Origin of the sequence: Orrella marina, assembly GCF_003058465.1 — a bacterium.
GTDB classification, from domain to species: Bacteria; Pseudomonadota; Gammaproteobacteria; order Burkholderiales; family Burkholderiaceae_B; genus Algicoccus; species Algicoccus marinus.
In genome coordinates this window covers 1865457-1880701 of record NZ_CP028901.1, presented here as the reverse complement: position 1 = coordinate 1880701, position 15245 = coordinate 1865457, and the positions used below count along the sequence as shown (strand labels likewise).

Below are 15245 nucleotides of genomic sequence, written 5' to 3'. Positions count from 1 at the left end.
GACTTTGTGGAGGCGATGTACGAGGTCTTGCCCGCGACAGGGCAAAATAGACAATTGCCTGAGATCATCAGGCGATTGTCTTCGTGTCAGCGATTGCGTAAAACGCGCACAGGTTCAACCCGGCATTCTGGGCGGGAAGAACTTGTACCAGGCACCATAGACCCAGCAGGCTGCACAGAAAGAGAATGCCCACTCGAGCGTCGAGAAGATGACAAGTGCAGTGGTGGGAATCACCCAAAGATCGTTGCCCGAGAAGTAGAGAATGCTCGCGACGGTGGCGGCAATGAAAAGAATCTTGTTGGCAAACACCTTGGCGCCAGCATTCTCTTTCTTGCCCGCAATCTTGTTTCTTTCCATCAGGGTTGCAAAGACCCGGTGTGATGGGCACTTGTAGTGTCCAATGAATCCGCGTACGAGGCCCATGACCGCAAGCACGGGTAGCAGGTAAGGAAAGCCCAGCAGTGCAACTGAACAGAACGCGAAGGTGATGAAAGCCTCAAGACGAACAACATTCGAATTGACGGGCGGAACATCGAAGCGAAGCATGGTTGTACCCCTTTAAATTAGTTGAATACAATATACATAAAAACATAACGTAAGTAAATAGATTGTTTCCAATACTGTCGTCTGTTGGGCATTTGCATCAAAAGAACAATAAAAGTGACAGGAGGCGAGCGCTGTTTCAAACTCCGGGGGGGTGAGCCGGGTGCTCAAGGTAGTCGTTCCAGTACGTTGCGGCAGCCTGAACGGTTTGCAGGTGCATGGCGACGGTGGTGTTTATATCAAGACCGTATCCTCCCGCCATGGTGATGGCGATGGGCAGCTGGTGCTTCTTGGCAAACTCGAAGACCTGTGCATCGCGAAGTTTCATTCCCCGGTCTGTCAGGTTCATTCTGCCGAGTCTGTCCTGCTTGTGTGGATCTGCACCGGCCAGGAAGAAGATAAACTCTGGTTCCCACTGGTTTTCCAGGGTCTGGAGGCCGTGACGGAGTGCTTCCAGATATGTGGTGTCTTGCGTGCCGTCCGGCAAGGCTATATCGAGGCGACTGGTCTGCTTGCGAAACGGGAAGTTTCTTTCCCCATGCACGGAGAGGGTGTATACAGTCGGATCATTGGCGAAGATGCTGGCGGTTCCATCGCCCTGATGCACATCGAGGTCGATGATGGCGATACGCATGGATCGACGACCCAGTTCGCGCTGAAGTGATCGTGCTGCAACCGCAACATCATTGAATACGCAAAATCCGCTACCATGGTCACGGTAGGCATGGTGTGTACCACCTGCAAGGTTGACAGCGACGCCTTCCTGGAGCGCCACGCGGCTCGCCGCGATTGTTGCGCCGACGGATCGGCGCGATCTCTCGACCATGGCTTCACTCCAAGGAAAGCCAATCTCCCGCTGGGCGCGAGGATCCAGAGTGCCGCGGATCAGACTTTGCAGGTAGGCGGGGTCATGAGCAAGTAACAACTGACTGTCCGTAGCGCCAGTTGCTTCCGACAAGACGATACCGGGGATTGTGCTGACCTTCTGTCGCAGCAGCCTGTACTTCTGCATCGGAAACCTGTGTTCTGGTGGCAGCGGAAGAACAAAGTGATCGCTGTAGAAAACCTGCATCTGTCTCTCGAAGTAAACGGGGTGGGGGAGGTTAATCTGCTGCTGTATTGGCAACCATGCCATGATTCTCGGTATGATCTGGTCAGGAACCAAAAGGATGTTTCGTTATCAGTTTTCAGGGTCAAGTCTCAGTTTGTGGTTTGCAGCAGAAAAGCAGAATCGAAAAATTGAACGGTAGCCGAAAATCCAAAGACATAATGTAACTATCCGGTATGATATTGAACTGACCAGTTGCAAATCTCGAGTCTGGTCTGAAGATCAAGTTCTGTGGTCACATTCATGATCAACCGGGACGATTTAACGGCGCGCTCCGTGCTCTTCGAGGCAAATCAACAGGATCTTTTTATTTATGAGACTTCGCACTTTGTTCACCGCAGTCGCCTGTGCAGCCTTGACCGTTGCGGTGTCGACTGCCTATGCACAGCGCTTGTCTCCTGGTCAAACGGCCGGACAGGTCAATCTGCGAGGCATGAACCAGTTCAAAACCGGACTGGACGGAGGTGGGGATTTTGACTGGTACGAGGTCGGCGCAAGGATTGGAGCCCTGCATCAGTTCAATCAGACGTTCGCAGTGGGCGCCAGCGTGGATTATTCCTATCAGAAGTGGAACTGGAACAATCCGGGCGCACTGGGTTCAGTCGCTCCCTGGAGTGGTATTAACACAACCAGGCTTGGTCTTAATCTGACCTATGCGCCAAGTCAGGACTTGCGTTTCTCGGTGATTCCGACGATTGAATGGTCTGGAGAAAGTGGCGTCGGAGCCTCCGACTCGTCGCTGTACGGTGGACTGGCCAGCGTTACCAAAACGTTCTCTCCGGATTTCACGCTCGGAATCGGTGCAGGTGTCTTTCGCGAGTTTGACAGAACTAGCGCATTCCCGTTTCTGGTGATTAACTGGAAGATCACGGACAGGCTCACGCTGAAGAACCCGCTGCCGGCTGGTCCGGCCGGTGGTGCAGGTCTGGAACTTGAGTACGTCGCAAATGATCGGTGGACCTTGGGGTTAGGTGGCGCCTGGCGCAAGTATCGTTTCCGTCTGAACGATTCGGGCCCCTTCGCTGGCGGTGTTGGTCAGAACAGGATGATCCCTGTCTTTGCGAGGGCAAGTTACGCGTTTACCCGCACGACCGCAGTGGATCTCTACGCGTTTGCAACCTTCGCGGGCAATGTGCAGGTGCAGTCTGCCGATCAGCAGACAACCCTCAACACGGGGTACAACACAGGCTTCGGTCTGGCTGTGAACTTCACCCATCGATTCTGATGATGGTCGGACGACCCGAACAGTACCGTGGCACGGTCTGATCGAGTTGTCCGGGTAGAGCTCAGGCGCCCGACCTGGCGCAACGCTCTTTGCGACCAATTGTCTCTGATTGCATCTCAATCTGCCTTACTCTGCCTTTGCCATTCGGTATATCGTCTGTCCTCTGGCATCGATTCCAACCGTGACAGGCATGTCCTTGACTTTAAACTCGTAAATCGCTTCCATCCCCAGGTCTTCGAATGCAATCACTCTGGCTTGTTTAATTGCTTTTGCGACCAGGAATGCTGCGCCGCCAACCGTCACCAGGTAAGGTGTGCCGTGCTTGCGGATGGCATCGATCGCAACAGGTCCTCGTTCCGCCTTGCCTACCGTGAGTAGCAGTCCTGTCTCCTCGAGCAGTCGGGGCATGAACTTGTCCATGCGTGCAGAGGTGGTGGGACCTGCCGGGCCTACGGCTTCACCTTCAATCGGGTCGACTGGTCCGACATAGAAGAGTGCCTTGCCTCTGAGGTCGACTGGCAGCGGTTCGCCGCGCTCGAGCATCTGATGCATCCGGTGGTGGGCCGCGTCACGCCCTGTCAACAGTGTTCCGCTTAGCAGCAGTCGGTCTCCGACTTTCCATTGCGCCACTTGCTCCTTGCTTAAGTGGTCCAAGTCCACACGACTGCCGTCTCCCGTTGGCAATGTGTCGGGAATGTCCGACCAGATGTCGAGCGCAGGAGGGTCGAACTCCGCAGGTGCCGAACCGTCAAGCTCGAAGGTGATGAAGCGGGTCGCAGCACAGTTTGGAATCAGCGCCACCGGTTGAAGGGCAGCATGGCAGGGCGCCGTGAGCACTTTGACGTCAAGCACGGTTTGCAGACCACCCAGACCCTGCGCCCCGATGCCCAGCGCGTTGACTCTTTCAAATACTTCGAGCCGCAATTTTTCGACTGGATCAGGGTTTTCCTTGTTCTGCAGGTCCTGAATGTTGATGGGGGCAAATAACGACCGCTTTGCCATGACCATGGCTTGCTCGGGACTGCCACCCACGCCGATTCCGAGCACGCCAGGCGGGCACCATCCAGCACCCATGCCAGGCAGTTGATCAACAACCCAGTCCGCAACGTTGTCTCGGGCGTTGAGCATGCCATACCTGGCCTTGACGTCGCCACCTCCTCCTTTTGCAACCACAGTGAGTTCGAAGACATCACCCTCTACCAGTTCGATGTGAACGATCGCCGGAGAGTTGTCATGTGTGTTCAGACGCTGGCCTAAAGGATCCGTCACCATGGACGCGCGAAGCGGGTTGGTGGGGAGCGTGTAAGCCTGACGCGTTCCTTCATTCGCCATTGCCTGCAGTGTCGGGGTGGGCTGGCCGTCAGGAGCGATGATTCGGACGTCCATCCCCATCCTGAAAAACACGTGCGCTACACCAGTGTCCTGACATACAGGACGGTGCCCGGTCGCGCTCATCTTGCTGTTGACCAGCAATTGCAGCAGTGCATTCTTTGCTGCGGGGCCGGTCTCGCGTGTCCACGCTGACGTGAGTGCCTGCACGAAGTCGGTGGGATGGTAGTAGCTGATGAACTGCAGCGCATCAGTGATGCTTTGGGTGACGTGGGTTGATGGAATCTGTTTCATGCATTTCTCCAGGGATGTACGCAATCTAACCTTCGGCGTTGCTTGATCCAAGTGATTCTCGTCGCGTGCATGACAACTTATGCCTTGCCAACATCAACTGTTGAATATGCTCCTGGATACAAGGCAACGCGCGAACAGTCGTATCACTGTTGTAGCGAAGGGAATTTCTGATTCGGTCAGAAACTCGTCATCTTTCAAGGATAGGATTTCTATCCGGACAATCTTTGACCTGTAGATGTGATGCGGGCCTGATGTTCCACAATATGTGATTCGTTCAGTCAGGCCTGTGCTGCCCTCGCTGGATGATCGTGTTTTTAAACAACAGCGTGGCTGGAGAGTTGAATGACAGGGTATATGCCGGACGTACTGACGGTGTCTACCGTGGTTCTGGTTCTGGTTCTGGTTTTTGTGTTGATTCTGTTTCAGGAAGCCGTCAACGGCTTTCACGATGTCGCCAATGCCATTGCGACAGTTATCTACTCCAATTCTCTGAGCCCCATGAAGGCGGTCTGTCTGGCGGCTGTCTGCAATTTCCTCGGAGTCCTGGGAGCTGGAACAGCCGTGGCATTCAGTCTTGTTTACCTTCTTCCTCTGGATATGGTCGCAGGCATCAACACGCCGGGTGAAGCCTCTTTGTTTTTTGCCATGATTGTCAGTGCCGTGATCTGGAACTTCGGTACCTGGTGGCTGGCGATTCCGAGCTCCACAACACATGCTTATGTTGGCTCGATACTGGGCGTGTCTGTGGCGCATGCGTTCTTACTAGGTCAACCTGTTGGTGCTCAGGTTCACTGGCACCAGGGCGAAATCATTCTGGCTGCCCTGTTTCTGTCGCCCGTCATCGGATTGCTGCTGGGCATCATGTTGCTATCTTTGCTGCGTCGTTTCGTCCGGAATCCGGCACTCTACCAGCCAGCAATTGCCGGGCAACGTCCGCATGGGCTGATCCGGGCATCGCTGATCGCGGGATCAGCAGGCGTGTCGCTTTTGCATGGTTCTAATGACGGTCAGAAGAGCATCGGACTCATGATGGTGGTTCTGTTTGGGCTGGCACCTGCCTTGTACGGTCTGGACCTGGCACGGCTGAACCAGAGTGATCAGGCCAACCTTACGAATTCGGTGCGTCAGGTGGCAGTGGTGGCTCAGGGACACGGTGATCACTCCATGCAAACCAACGCGCAGCAGCTTGTGACAAGCCTTGAGGCAGAGCAGCAACTTCCGCTGTCAGCGCATGATGCCCTGGCTACACGAGAGAAATTGCTTGAGCTTTATAGCGAGATCGCCAGGAAGATGGATGACCAGTCCCCCCGTGATCAACTGTCTGCCAGTGATGAGCGAATGCTGCGTCAAGCGTATGGGCTGCTCAAGGATTTCGTGGAACATGTGCCATTATGGGTAGTCTTGTTATCTGCGCTGGCACTCGGCGCAGGGACCGCGATTGGATACAAGAAAATAGTCAAGACACTGGGGGAGGGAATGGGTAGTTCGCCAATGAGTCCTGCACAGGGCGCTGCAGCGCAAGTATCTGCCATTCTGAGTATCGGTATGGCAGATGGAGGAGGTATGCCTGTCAGTACGACGCACGTGCTGTCCTCGGCGATTGTTGGTACTGTTGCAGGCACGCCTGGTCAGCAAATCAACTGGATCACTCTGCGCAGGATTGTCATGACCTGGCTGACCACGCTGCCAGGTACCATGCTCCTGTCATTCTCGCTTGGCGTTGTGTTCCATCTTGCACTGGCTTGACGGAAAAGACTTGATTGCGTAAGTCCGCTGTTTCTGTTGCGTCTGGTGCTTCTGCAGCAAACCATGTTCCGCACAGGAGACTGGTTCGTTTCTGGCAACCGTTGATCGAGTGGCTCAAATCGGCACTGTATTCTGGCCAGCGATCCATTGACTGGATTCACTGGCCAGACAGATCCTGTTAGGGGTAGTAAACGGTGATAGTTTCTGCGACACAGGCTGGTTTGGGCGCGCCTTCGAGTTCAACTGTTGCGGTGAACGTGCACTCGTAACCACCATCCTTGCGTTCATTGATGTTGGTCAGCTCGTATTTGGCCCGGACCCGGCTGCCCGCAGGGACGGGGGTCAGGAACCGTACCTTGTTCATGCCGTAGTTCACACCCATGCTTGTCTCAGAGACTTCAAACGTCTGAAAGCGCATGCCAGCAAGCAGAGACAGCGTCAGGTAACCATGGGCGATGGTGCCGCCAAATTTTGAAGCCTTGGCTTTCTCCGTGTCGACGTGGATCCACTGGAAGTCTCCGGTGGCTTCAGCAAACTTGTTGATTCGTTCCTGATCAACAAGCCACCAGTCGCTGGTTCCGATCTCGGTGCCAACCAATGATTTGAGCTCGCTGAATTTGACTTGACGCATGTGGAATTCCCCCTGGATGCAAAAGATATGAGTGAAACAACTCGTATGAGACGATTCAAGTCGTTAGCATACCTAAAAACCTCACATTATCGTGGAGACATCAGCATGGTCAGAATCTGGGGCAGGGCAAACTCGATCAACGTACAGAAAGTTCTCTGGGCTTGCGAGGAAGTCGGTGTGCGCTTTGATCGCATCGACGCAGGTATGCAGTTCGGCGTGACAACTACACCCGAGTTTCGAGTCATGAATCCGAACGGGCTGGTTCCGGTTCTTGATGATGGTGGATTCACTCTCTGGGAGTCTCACGCCATTTTGCGTTACCTTGCACGACGTTACGGTACGGGAGGACTTTGGCCAGCAGATGAGCAGATCGCTGCGCGCACTGATCAGTGGATGGACTGGTGTGCCGGTACAGTCTGGCCTGACATGAAGGTCGTATTCTTGAATCTAGTTCGCAGGCAACCGCCCGAGCGTGACATGCAGGCGGTCGAACAGTCTATCCGGAACCTTGGGGTTACGCTGGGAATTCTGGATGCTCATCTGGCCGTGCAGCCGTACGTCGCGGGCACTCACCTGTCAGTTGGCGATATCCCGATTGCGGTCAACGCCTATCGCTGGTTTGAGCTCGATATAGAGCGGCCGGCGTTGCCTCATCTGCAAGCATGGTACGGACGTGTCAGCTCGCAACCTGGGTTTGTAAAACATTGCGCAGTGCCGCTGACCTGACCTAACCTGCCAGGCCCCTTCAGTGGGGCCTGGCAGAATCCTGGTCTCAAGTGTTCAGGCAGGTCTGCTGAATGCGCTGACCAATGTCGAGCAGTCTGTGGTCCTCACCGGGTCTTGCGATCAGTTGAATGCCGAGTGGTAGCCCTGCTTGTCCTTTGCCTGCAGGCAATGTCAGGCAAGGTGCGCCAAGCGTGGTCCATGCCTGATTGAAGGATGAAGATCCAGTTCCCTCTTCAAATCTCGGGGCCTCTCCAGGTGAGCTGAGCGTGAGTACGGCGTCCAATCCCATGGTGGCTGCCATGAAGGCTGCGTGCGCTCGTTCGACCTGCTGCATCGCCTGCTCATACTGTGCATCCGTGGTCCGAAGTCCAGTCTCGATCAGTCCGACCGTCGCAGCGCCTAGCAAGTCGCGGCGGGTGCTGAAGACATCTCTGTGCGCACGCGCGGCTTCATAGCGCATGATGATGCGGTTGGATTCTGACAGCCCCAGCGCATGATCACTACCAAACTCAAGATCAGTAACAGTGCCTAGCCCGGATGTCTCGATTTTCTCGCGAACGGACTGTAACAACTGGATGGCCTGCGGCTGGGCCTGGCTTGCGAGTGGACCAGGGAACCAGGCTAGTCGCAGTGGTTCACGGGCGAAACTTGAATCTCGATGCTGTCTTGGGCAGAGCACGCTGAATACCTGACGCGCCAGTTCGGTCGTTGCTGCGTGAATGCCGAGTGTGTCCATCGACGGGGAGAGCGGACATACACCTTGCAGGCTGATTGCACCATGCGTGGGCTTGAACCCGATGACGCCACAGTACGCTGATGGCCGGATGACTGAACCGCCGGTCTGAGTTCCAAGGGCAACAGGCACCATTCCCGCCGCAACGGCAGCCGCCGAGCCGCTCGATGATCCGCCAGGTGTGTGAGCGAGGTTGTGTGGGTTGCGCGTCGGACCTGCATGGGTGTATGCGAACTCGGTGGTGACGGTCTTGCCCATGATGATGGCGCCAGCGGCACGCAAACGTTGTACCGCCCAGCTATCACGATCAGGTTGATGACCTTCGTATGCGCTCGAGCCATAGCCTGTTGGCATGTCTGCAGTGTCAAAGATGTCTTTCACACCGACTGCCAATCCCGCCAGGCTGCCTCCGGGATTGGCAGTTCTGATTTGTTGCCGGACTTGTTGCGGGTCGTGGTGTTTCCATGCCTTGACCTGGGCTTCCTTTTGCTGAATGCATTCCAGATATGAATCGATGTTCATCGGTGCAGGTCCTTTCCAGATGGGTTTCAGATAATTCCCGCGCAATGTTGTGATGCGCAGCTTGCCAGAAGTTCAGGTTACCTTGACGGCGAACTGGGCCTGCAACCTGCTTCGGTATCAGAAGGCGACGTTGAATGCGGTGATACTTCAGGGTAGGGTGATGAGTGGGTCAAAACTTGGCTGATTCTCACTGTCTAAATGCCGCTAGGATCGATCATTCAAGTCCCTTCACAGCTGGCGTCAGATTTGTGTCTATTTGAATATTTTCCATGTACTGATGATATATTTATAATTCAACTTTAAATATACAAGAGGCGTTTGGCAATGGAATCCTATTCAGGACGCTCCGCAGAGCTCGAGTTTGCTTGTCGCGATGGAGATCCGATCACGTACTGGCAGATGGTGGTTGAACCACGTCTGGCGGGATTTCAGCGACCGCCAGACGATAAAGAGAAAGTTCGCATTCTGAAATCACTGGTTCGCCTGCGAGCGGGTTTTGTGAACGCAGTTGATCCACAAAGGCGTGACCTGCATGGCACGCAGGATCCTCAGTATTGCGCCGAGCTGCTGGAACATTGCGATCAGCAATTTATGAAGGCGCTTGGGGTACTCCATGTTGCTTGATGATCTGCCAAACACCATCGATGGATTACTGCGTGCGCTGAGACAGGGAGACTTGACTTGTGCTCAGGCGCGCGCAAGTCAGCGCGAGCGTTTCATGCTCGGTGCGCAGACATTTGCTGGCGTCGTTCGTCATGTGGTCGAACCCTGGCAGCCGGGATTGCCATTTTCCGGTGTGGCAGTTGCGCACAAGGACATCTTTGAGCAGGATGGCTACTGTCCAGGACTTGGACGTGATGGTGGTCAGGTGTGTACAGGAAAAGTTCTCGCAAACGCACCGGCCAGACTAAGAGCCCAGGGGTTTCATCAACTAGGCACCTTGAGCATGGCCGAAGATGCCTGTTCCGCGACGGCCTTCACCCGCCGACTACCCGTACCAGTCAATCCGCTGGATCCACGCCTTGCTGTCGGCGGATCTTCCAGTGGCAGCGCAGTGGCAGTGGCAAGCGGGATGGTGTACGCATCGCTTGGGACCGATACGGCAGGCTCGGTGCGTATTCCTTCCATGACTTGTGGTGTCATGGGTCTTAAAACAACTCACGGGTTGATCGATCGAGAAGGGATGCCCCTTCTTTGCCCGAGTCTGGACAGCATTGGTGTTCTGGCGCGAGCCGTTGAAGATCTGGGTCATGTGCTGGAGGTGCTTGTGCCGTCGCTCGAACGTCATGATCCGAATGTGAGCGTGTCGTACTGGGATGCATTCGAAACGCTTGGGACAGGTCACGAACCGGTGGCGCAGGTAGTTAGGGACTGCTGGAGCGAGTTTGCCCAGCCGTTGAGTGCCGAACGTCAGAGGCGCGTGACACAGTGTTTCGAGCAGGCGAGTCACCACGTGCAAATCATGATGAGTACTGAAGTAGGGCAGGGTCAGATGGAACGAATTCGACGTGACCTGGCTTGTGACGAGGTTCGTCAACTTGGCATGCTGGGCCAGGCTTTGCCTGTCTTGTTCTATGAGCAGAGCAGGGCTCAGCGAGGGGAGTTGCTTCAACAGTTTGTCGAGAGTGCTTTTGCCGATGCTGACGTCCTGATGCTGCCCTTACAGTTGCAAAGCATTCCGGATGTAGACGAAGTCTATCCCGGAGGAGCGCGTTTTAGTGCCAATGCCAGTCTGGCGATGCACCGCATGTGCGGATGGATCAACTATCTGGGGTTGCCCGCGCTGGCCATGCCCGTTGGTACCGATAACAAGGGACTTCCTGTGAGTCTGCAGATGATTGCCAGACCGTGTCATGAATGGCAGTTACTTGAAGTTGGCCAGCGGATCCAGAATGAACTATACGGGCGAGACGGCATCGTGCCGCGTACGCCCCAACAGAAGGAAATTTCGTTATGAGTAAAATTCACGCATCTGAAGCTCTCAAGCCTTTTCGTGTCCTTGATCTCTCACGAGTTCGTGCGGGTCCGAACTGTGTGCGCGTCCTGAGTGATTTTGGTGCGGATGTCATTCGCATCGAGCCTCCCAAGGGAGTTGATCCCAATGAGGCGATGTTTGCTGCCAACCGTACCGGTGGCGACTTCCAGAATCTGAATCGCAACAAACGTTCTCTGACTCTCAATCTAAAAAAGCCAGGGGCACTCGAGATTTTTATGAAGCTGGTCGAGACGGCGGATGTCGTGGTCGAGAACTGGCGTCCGGACGTCAAACGCAAGCTTGGCCTGGATTACGAGACGCTGGCAAAGGTTAACCCTCGCATCATTCTGGCCAGCATCTCAGGTTACGGGCAAACTGGCCCCTATGCCAACCGCCCCGGGTTTGACCAGATCATGCAGGGGATGGGCGGACTGATGTCAGTCACGGGTTTCCCTGAGTCTGGTCCGGTGCGTGCAGGACTGGCTGTCGCGGACATGAGTGCAGGGCTGTATTCTGCAATCGGTATTCTGGTGGCTCTGGTCGAGCGCGAACGTTCTGGCAAGGGGCAGTGGGTGCAGACATCCTTGTTGCATTCGCAAATATCCATGATGGACTTCCAGGTGGCGCGTTACCTGAACGAGGGTGATGTGCCAGGACAGGCTGGAAACGACCATCCCACCAGCAGTCCGATGGGGCTCTTCACGGCGAATGACGGTGTGTTCAACATCGGTGCATCGGGCCGCGGAAACTGGATTCGTCTTTGCAATATGCTGGGTCATCCAGAGTGGATTGAGCATCCGGATTTCGATTCCGAGAAAAAGCGTGTGACAAATCGCAAGAAGATCAGTGAGTTGCTTGAGGTCGAATTTGCGAAGAACACGGTAGATTACTGGGTGACCGAGCTCAACGATGCGGGTGTGCCTGCTGGCCCCGTGTACACCGTTCCGCAGGTGGTTGAGGACGCACAGGTCAAACACCTTGGCGTTGTCGCCGATGTGCCAGCACCAGATCAGCCCACACGGCGCTACATCACTCAGCCGATGACGTTGTCTCGTACGCCAGCCGAGGTTGCCACTCAGGCGCCGGGATGGGGGGAGCACACAGATGAAGTGCTAGGCGAGCTGGGCTTGTCCGATGCTGAAATTGCAGGACTGCATGAACGCGGAGTGGTTTGAGTCTTTTGATCAGGATCTGCTGATCGAGGTGTATATGTTTGTAAAGACGGTCTCAGGTCGGGTGGTTCTCTGACCTGGGTGGATCTGCGCTGACTAGCTCCTTGATTAGCTCATGACATTTCCCCTGAAAGTCTGTTTGTTGTCTGAGGTGTTTTCTGATGTCCAATCCACGTGTTCCTTACCGTTTCTCTGACTCGGGCCCTGCGTTGCAGGCTCCGGGTGACCGCTCGATCCTGGTGCACCTGGTTGTGAACGTGGAGAACTGGTCGTTTGAAGCGGCCATGCCCCGGACTATCATCACGCCACCGCACGGCAAGGAAACCGTTCCGGATGTACCGAATTTTTCCTGGGCGGATTACGGTATGAGGGCTGGCTTGCCTCGCATGATTGATGCGATAGTGCGTCGTGGTCTGCCAGCTTCGACGAGTATCAATGCGAGTGCCATTGCAGCCTATCCCCAGGCCTCGCAGGCCATGCGTGATGCGGGATGGGAGTTCATTGGCCATGGCATGCACCAGAAGTCTATTCAGCAGGCGGGTGCCGAGGAAGATGTTGTCAGGCAGAGCGTCAAGATGCTGGAGGAGTTCACCGGATCCTCTGTTCACGGCTGGCTAAGCCCGGGGTTGCGGGAAAGTACTCGATCGCCCGAGGTTTTGAAGCAGGCAGGTATCGAGTATGTGCTTGACTGGGTGATCGATGATGTTCCGAACTGGATGTCGACCGGGAATGGGCCGCTGATGGCCATGCCGTATAACGTCGAGCTCAACGATTCGATTATTTATGCCATCGAGAAGCATGCGACCGGACAGTTTCTGGACCGGACCCGGCGTACGCTGGCCCGGTTCGAGAAAGAAGTCAGGACGTGCGGACGTCCCCGTGTGCTGGCAATCGGCCTGCATCCGCACTTGATGGGGGTTCCGCACCGCATCGACGAATTTGAGGCGATGCTCGATGCCCTGATGGAAAGTCCGCTGACAACATTCATGTATCCGCGTGATATCGCCCGCTGGTTTGCCGCTCAGGTGCCGCCGCCGGCGCTTTGATGCGGGCGTCTGATGACAACCTGATATCGCAATTTCATTTTTCGTTAACCCGAGCGGAGTGTTTGTCATGATGAATCTTGGATATCAGGGTAAGCGGGTGCTTGTGACCGGCAGCTCCCGAGGAATCGGGTATGCCATTGCCAGATCGTTCCATGAGCAGGGAGCGACAGTCATCCTCAATAGCAAGGACGCGCAGCGACTTGAGCAGGCTCGCGAGCAATTGCAGTCGCTTGGTCAGACACCCGTGCACGCGATTGTCAGTGACCTGTCCACATCCGAAGGTGTGAGCACGCTTGTTCAGGCCGCGGGTGAGATCGATGTGCTGGTCAATAATGCAGGCGCCATACCCTCAGGTAGTATCGACAAGGTCGATGACGAAACGTGGCGCACAGCATGGAATCTAAAAGTGTTTGGATACGTCGGCATGATCCGTGAGGTCTTGCCTGGCATGCAGGAACGAGGGCGCGGCGTGATAGTCAACATTATCGGCATTGCTGGCAGGGCGCCCAGACCGGACTACATCTGCGGCTCGATGGGCAATGCCGCACTGATTGCCATGACACAGGCGTTGGGAGGATCGGCGCCGGCTTCTGGTGTACGCATCTACGGCGTCAATCCTTCGCCGACCCAGAGTGACCGCATCGAGACGCTTTTCAGGGCGCAGGCCAAGGCCAGTCTGGGTGACGAAAACCGTTGGCACGAACTGACACACAAACTGGCGTTTGGCCGTCTGGCCAGACCATCCGAGATCGCAGATCTTGTTGTGTTCACCGCGTCGGATCGGTGTGGATATCTGTCAGGTGCCGTGATCGACGTGGACGGCGGTATGGTGCACCGGGATACCAAAGCCAGTCACTGACCCGAGTACTCCGGGTTTGTTGATGTGCGTCATAGTGCTCCAAAGCCGGGTATTCCCGCGTCACTGCTGGTTGTCCAGCATGAACGGCTTGCCCCATTCTCCATAGCTGATCAGGACCGCACCTGTCCCAAGCAAAAGCGCGGCAATCGTGAGCGGAGTGAAATAACTCTCTGTCAGGTCATACAGCAGACCGAAGAGGGCTGGCCCAAAGGCGCTGAATAACTGCATGCATGTGCCCGTCACCCCGAAAACACGGCCAAATGATGCCGAACCGAACTCTCTGCGCACGATCAATGCCGGCAGGGTTGTCAGGTTTCCCACGTTGAATCCGAATACCAGCACGCCCAGAATAATAACGGTTATGGAATCCGTGATCCCGATGATCAGCATCCCAATGCCAGCCATCAGCAACACCATGGCGCTGGTCTGACGAATGTTGATCCGGTCTGCATGGCGAGCCAGAATCACTCGGCCCAGAAACGCCAGTGAACCGGCGGCCAGCACCGTCAGGGAAACGCCTGTTGCACTGATATGGCTCTGCAGCAGCTTGACTTGCTGGCTCAGAAACCCGACCTGGACCATGAGACCGATTCCAAACGCGATAATGACCGACAACAGACCGTAGGTCCGCAAGGCTTCTGTGCGTTGCCAGTTCCGGGTGGAGTAAATGTCGGCAGGACGGGATTCGTCCGGGGGCAAACCGTCTGGCATGAGTCCCAGATCCTGAGGTCGACGTCGCAGGATGCCTGTTGCGATCGGAACGATGATGACGACTGACAACGCGCCGATCAGCCACATGGCTTGCGTCAGGCCGAGTTGAGTGACCAGAAACAGGGTGATAGGCACGCCGAACATGCCGCCCAGGCTGGCCCCGAGCAGAGCAGTGGAGATGGCCTTGCCCTGATGCCGTTCGAACCAGGGTGCAATCGTTGAAGTGATCGCAATGGTCGACAGGCAGGACCAGCCCAGTCCCATCAGGGGAAATACCAGAAAAGCCTGCCAGATCTCCGTGATCTGCCCGATCAGGACGAGTCCCGTCCCGAGAATGACCGCGCCAATCGACATGATCAACCTTGGGCCATGCTTGCCGAGAAACGAACCGACCAGTCCGATGGTCAGCGCGTTGAGCAAGAAAGAAAGAGTCAGCGCGGTGGATACTTGACCGATCGGCCAGCCGCGCTCGTGGCTCAATGCACTCAGGTACACGCTCGAGCCGTACAGGGCGAACGCCCAGGCGACAAATGCGATGACAATGCTACCTTTGACGATACGCCACCCATAAAAAGGTGGCGTTCGTGCACGGATCGGACTTGTCTGTGAGTCAGTTGTCACGGGT

14 protein-coding genes are annotated in these 15245 nt (G+C 55.6%); 8 read left to right on the top strand and 6 right to left on the bottom strand.

The window, feature by feature from the left end; all coding sequences use genetic code 11:
* Nucleotides 1-114: 114 nt before the first annotated feature.
* Both DBV39_RS08415 and DBV39_RS08410 read right to left on the bottom strand, forming a co-directional pair.
* On the bottom strand, nucleotides 115-546 hold the full coding sequence (locus DBV39_RS08415) for a DUF4395 family protein (RefSeq protein ID WP_108621150.1): 432 nt from the start codon (nucleotides 544-546) through the stop codon (nucleotides 115-117).
* Between the two features lie 136 nt (nucleotides 547-682).
* Nucleotides 683-1615 (bottom strand): histone deacetylase family protein, encoded by a 933-nt coding sequence (locus tag DBV39_RS08410; protein WP_108621149.1) that lies wholly within the window; start codon nucleotides 1613-1615, stop codon nucleotides 683-685.
* 349 nt (nucleotides 1616-1964) lie between these two features.
* Between DBV39_RS08410 and DBV39_RS08405 the strand changes: the two genes are divergently transcribed.
* A complete protein-coding gene (locus DBV39_RS08405) occupies nucleotides 1965-2876 on the top strand; it encodes a DUF6268 family outer membrane beta-barrel protein (protein ID WP_108621148.1) in 912 nt (303 codons plus the stop codon).
* Nucleotides 2877-3002: 126 nt separating this feature from the next.
* Here the strand turns inward: DBV39_RS08405 and DBV39_RS08400 are convergent, their stop codons facing one another.
* Nucleotides 3003-4499: a fumarate hydratase gene (locus tag DBV39_RS08400; RefSeq protein ID WP_108621147.1), complete on the bottom strand. Its 1497-nt coding sequence runs from the start codon at nucleotides 4497-4499 to the stop codon at nucleotides 3003-3005.
* A gap of 342 nt (nucleotides 4500-4841) precedes the next feature.
* Here DBV39_RS08400 and DBV39_RS08395 point away from each other — a divergent pair, with 342 nt between their 5' ends.
* Nucleotides 4842-6245, top strand: a complete 1404-nt coding sequence (locus tag DBV39_RS08395) for an inorganic phosphate transporter (RefSeq protein WP_108621146.1) — start codon at nucleotides 4842-4844, stop codon at nucleotides 6243-6245.
* Nucleotides 6246-6423: 178 nt separating this feature from the next.
* Here the strand turns inward: DBV39_RS08395 and DBV39_RS08390 are convergent, their stop codons facing one another.
* Complete coding sequence (locus tag DBV39_RS08390) at nucleotides 6424-6876, bottom strand: MaoC family dehydratase (protein WP_108621145.1); 453 nt, start codon at nucleotides 6874-6876, stop codon at nucleotides 6424-6426.
* A gap of 105 nt (nucleotides 6877-6981) precedes the next feature.
* Here DBV39_RS08390 and DBV39_RS08385 point away from each other — a divergent pair, with 105 nt between their 5' ends.
* Entirely contained in the window at nucleotides 6982-7602 is a 621-nt protein-coding gene (locus DBV39_RS08385) for a glutathione S-transferase family protein (RefSeq protein ID WP_108621144.1), read from the top strand.
* A gap of 46 nt (nucleotides 7603-7648) precedes the next feature.
* Here DBV39_RS08385 and DBV39_RS08380 read toward each other — a convergent pair whose 3' ends face one another.
* Entirely contained in the window at nucleotides 7649-8857 is a 1209-nt protein-coding gene (locus DBV39_RS08380; protein ID WP_108621143.1) for an amidase, read from the bottom strand.
* Between the two features lie 324 nt (nucleotides 8858-9181).
* Between DBV39_RS08380 and DBV39_RS08375 the strand changes: the two genes are divergently transcribed.
* The 5 genes from DBV39_RS08375 to DBV39_RS08355 all read left to right on the top strand — a co-directional run bounded on the left by DBV39_RS08375 (nucleotide 9182) and on the right by DBV39_RS08355 (nucleotide 13909).
* Nucleotides 9182-9481 (top strand): hypothetical protein, encoded by a 300-nt coding sequence (locus tag DBV39_RS08375; protein WP_108621142.1) that lies wholly within the window; start codon nucleotides 9182-9184, stop codon nucleotides 9479-9481.
* Nucleotides 9471-10814, top strand: a complete 1344-nt coding sequence (locus DBV39_RS08370) for an amidase (RefSeq protein ID WP_108621141.1) — start codon at nucleotides 9471-9473, stop codon at nucleotides 10812-10814. The genes DBV39_RS08375 and DBV39_RS08370 overlap by 11 nt, the downstream gene beginning before the upstream one ends.
* Nucleotides 10811-12007, top strand: a complete 1197-nt coding sequence (locus tag DBV39_RS08365) for a CaiB/BaiF CoA transferase family protein (RefSeq protein ID WP_108621140.1) — start codon at nucleotides 10811-10813, stop codon at nucleotides 12005-12007. Before DBV39_RS08370 ends, DBV39_RS08365 begins: the two co-directional genes overlap by 4 nt.
* A 158-nt stretch (nucleotides 12008-12165) precedes the next feature.
* The gene (locus tag DBV39_RS08360; protein WP_108621139.1) at nucleotides 12166-13050 is read left to right on the top strand and encodes a polysaccharide deacetylase family protein; all 885 of its coding nucleotides are present in this window, start codon (nucleotides 12166-12168) and stop codon (nucleotides 13048-13050) included.
* A 67-nt stretch (nucleotides 13051-13117) separates the two neighbouring features.
* A complete protein-coding gene (locus DBV39_RS08355; protein WP_322348754.1) occupies nucleotides 13118-13909 on the top strand; it encodes a short-chain dehydrogenase/reductase in 792 nt (263 codons plus the stop codon).
* 60 nt (nucleotides 13910-13969) lie between these two features.
* Here the strand turns inward: DBV39_RS08355 and DBV39_RS08350 are convergent, their stop codons facing one another.
* On the bottom strand, nucleotides 13970-15241 hold the full coding sequence (locus tag DBV39_RS08350; protein ID WP_108621138.1) for an MFS transporter: 1272 nt from the start codon (nucleotides 15239-15241) through the stop codon (nucleotides 13970-13972).
* Between the last annotated feature and the right edge of the window lie 4 nt (nucleotides 15242-15245).

What these genes read in the sequence shown, in the direction of transcription:
- DBV39_RS08415 (WP_108621150.1), bottom strand. Translation starts at nt 546, where the DNA reads ATGCTTCGCTTCGATGTTCCGCCCGTCAATTCGAATGTTGTTCGTCTT.
- DBV39_RS08410 (WP_108621149.1), bottom strand. Translation starts at nt 1,615, where the DNA reads ATGCAGGTTTTCTACAGCGATCACTTTGTTCTTCCGCTGCCACCAGAA.
- DBV39_RS08405 (WP_108621148.1), top strand. Translation starts at nt 1,965, where the DNA reads ATGAGACTTCGCACTTTGTTCACCGCAGTCGCCTGTGCAGCCTTGACC.
- DBV39_RS08400 (WP_108621147.1), bottom strand. Translation starts at nt 4,499, where the DNA reads ATGAAACAGATTCCATCAACCCACGTCACCCAAAGCATCACTGATGCG.
- DBV39_RS08395 (WP_108621146.1), top strand. Translation starts at nt 4,842, where the DNA reads ATGACAGGGTATATGCCGGACGTACTGACGGTGTCTACCGTGGTTCTG.
- DBV39_RS08390 (WP_108621145.1), bottom strand. Translation starts at nt 6,876, where the DNA reads ATGCGTCAAGTCAAATTCAGCGAGCTCAAATCATTGGTTGGCACCGAG.
- DBV39_RS08385 (WP_108621144.1), top strand. Translation starts at nt 6,982, where the DNA reads ATGGTCAGAATCTGGGGCAGGGCAAACTCGATCAACGTACAGAAAGTT.
- DBV39_RS08380 (WP_108621143.1), bottom strand. Translation starts at nt 8,857, where the DNA reads ATGAACATCGATTCATATCTGGAATGCATTCAGCAAAAGGAAGCCCAG.
- DBV39_RS08375 (WP_108621142.1), top strand. Translation starts at nt 9,182, where the DNA reads ATGGAATCCTATTCAGGACGCTCCGCAGAGCTCGAGTTTGCTTGTCGC.
- DBV39_RS08370 (WP_108621141.1), top strand. Translation starts at nt 9,471, where the DNA reads ATGTTGCTTGATGATCTGCCAAACACCATCGATGGATTACTGCGTGCG.
- DBV39_RS08365 (WP_108621140.1), top strand. Translation starts at nt 10,811, where the DNA reads ATGAGTAAAATTCACGCATCTGAAGCTCTCAAGCCTTTTCGTGTCCTT.
- DBV39_RS08360 (WP_108621139.1), top strand. Translation starts at nt 12,166, where the DNA reads ATGTCCAATCCACGTGTTCCTTACCGTTTCTCTGACTCGGGCCCTGCG.
- DBV39_RS08355 (WP_322348754.1), top strand. Translation starts at nt 13,118, where the DNA reads ATGATGAATCTTGGATATCAGGGTAAGCGGGTGCTTGTGACCGGCAGC.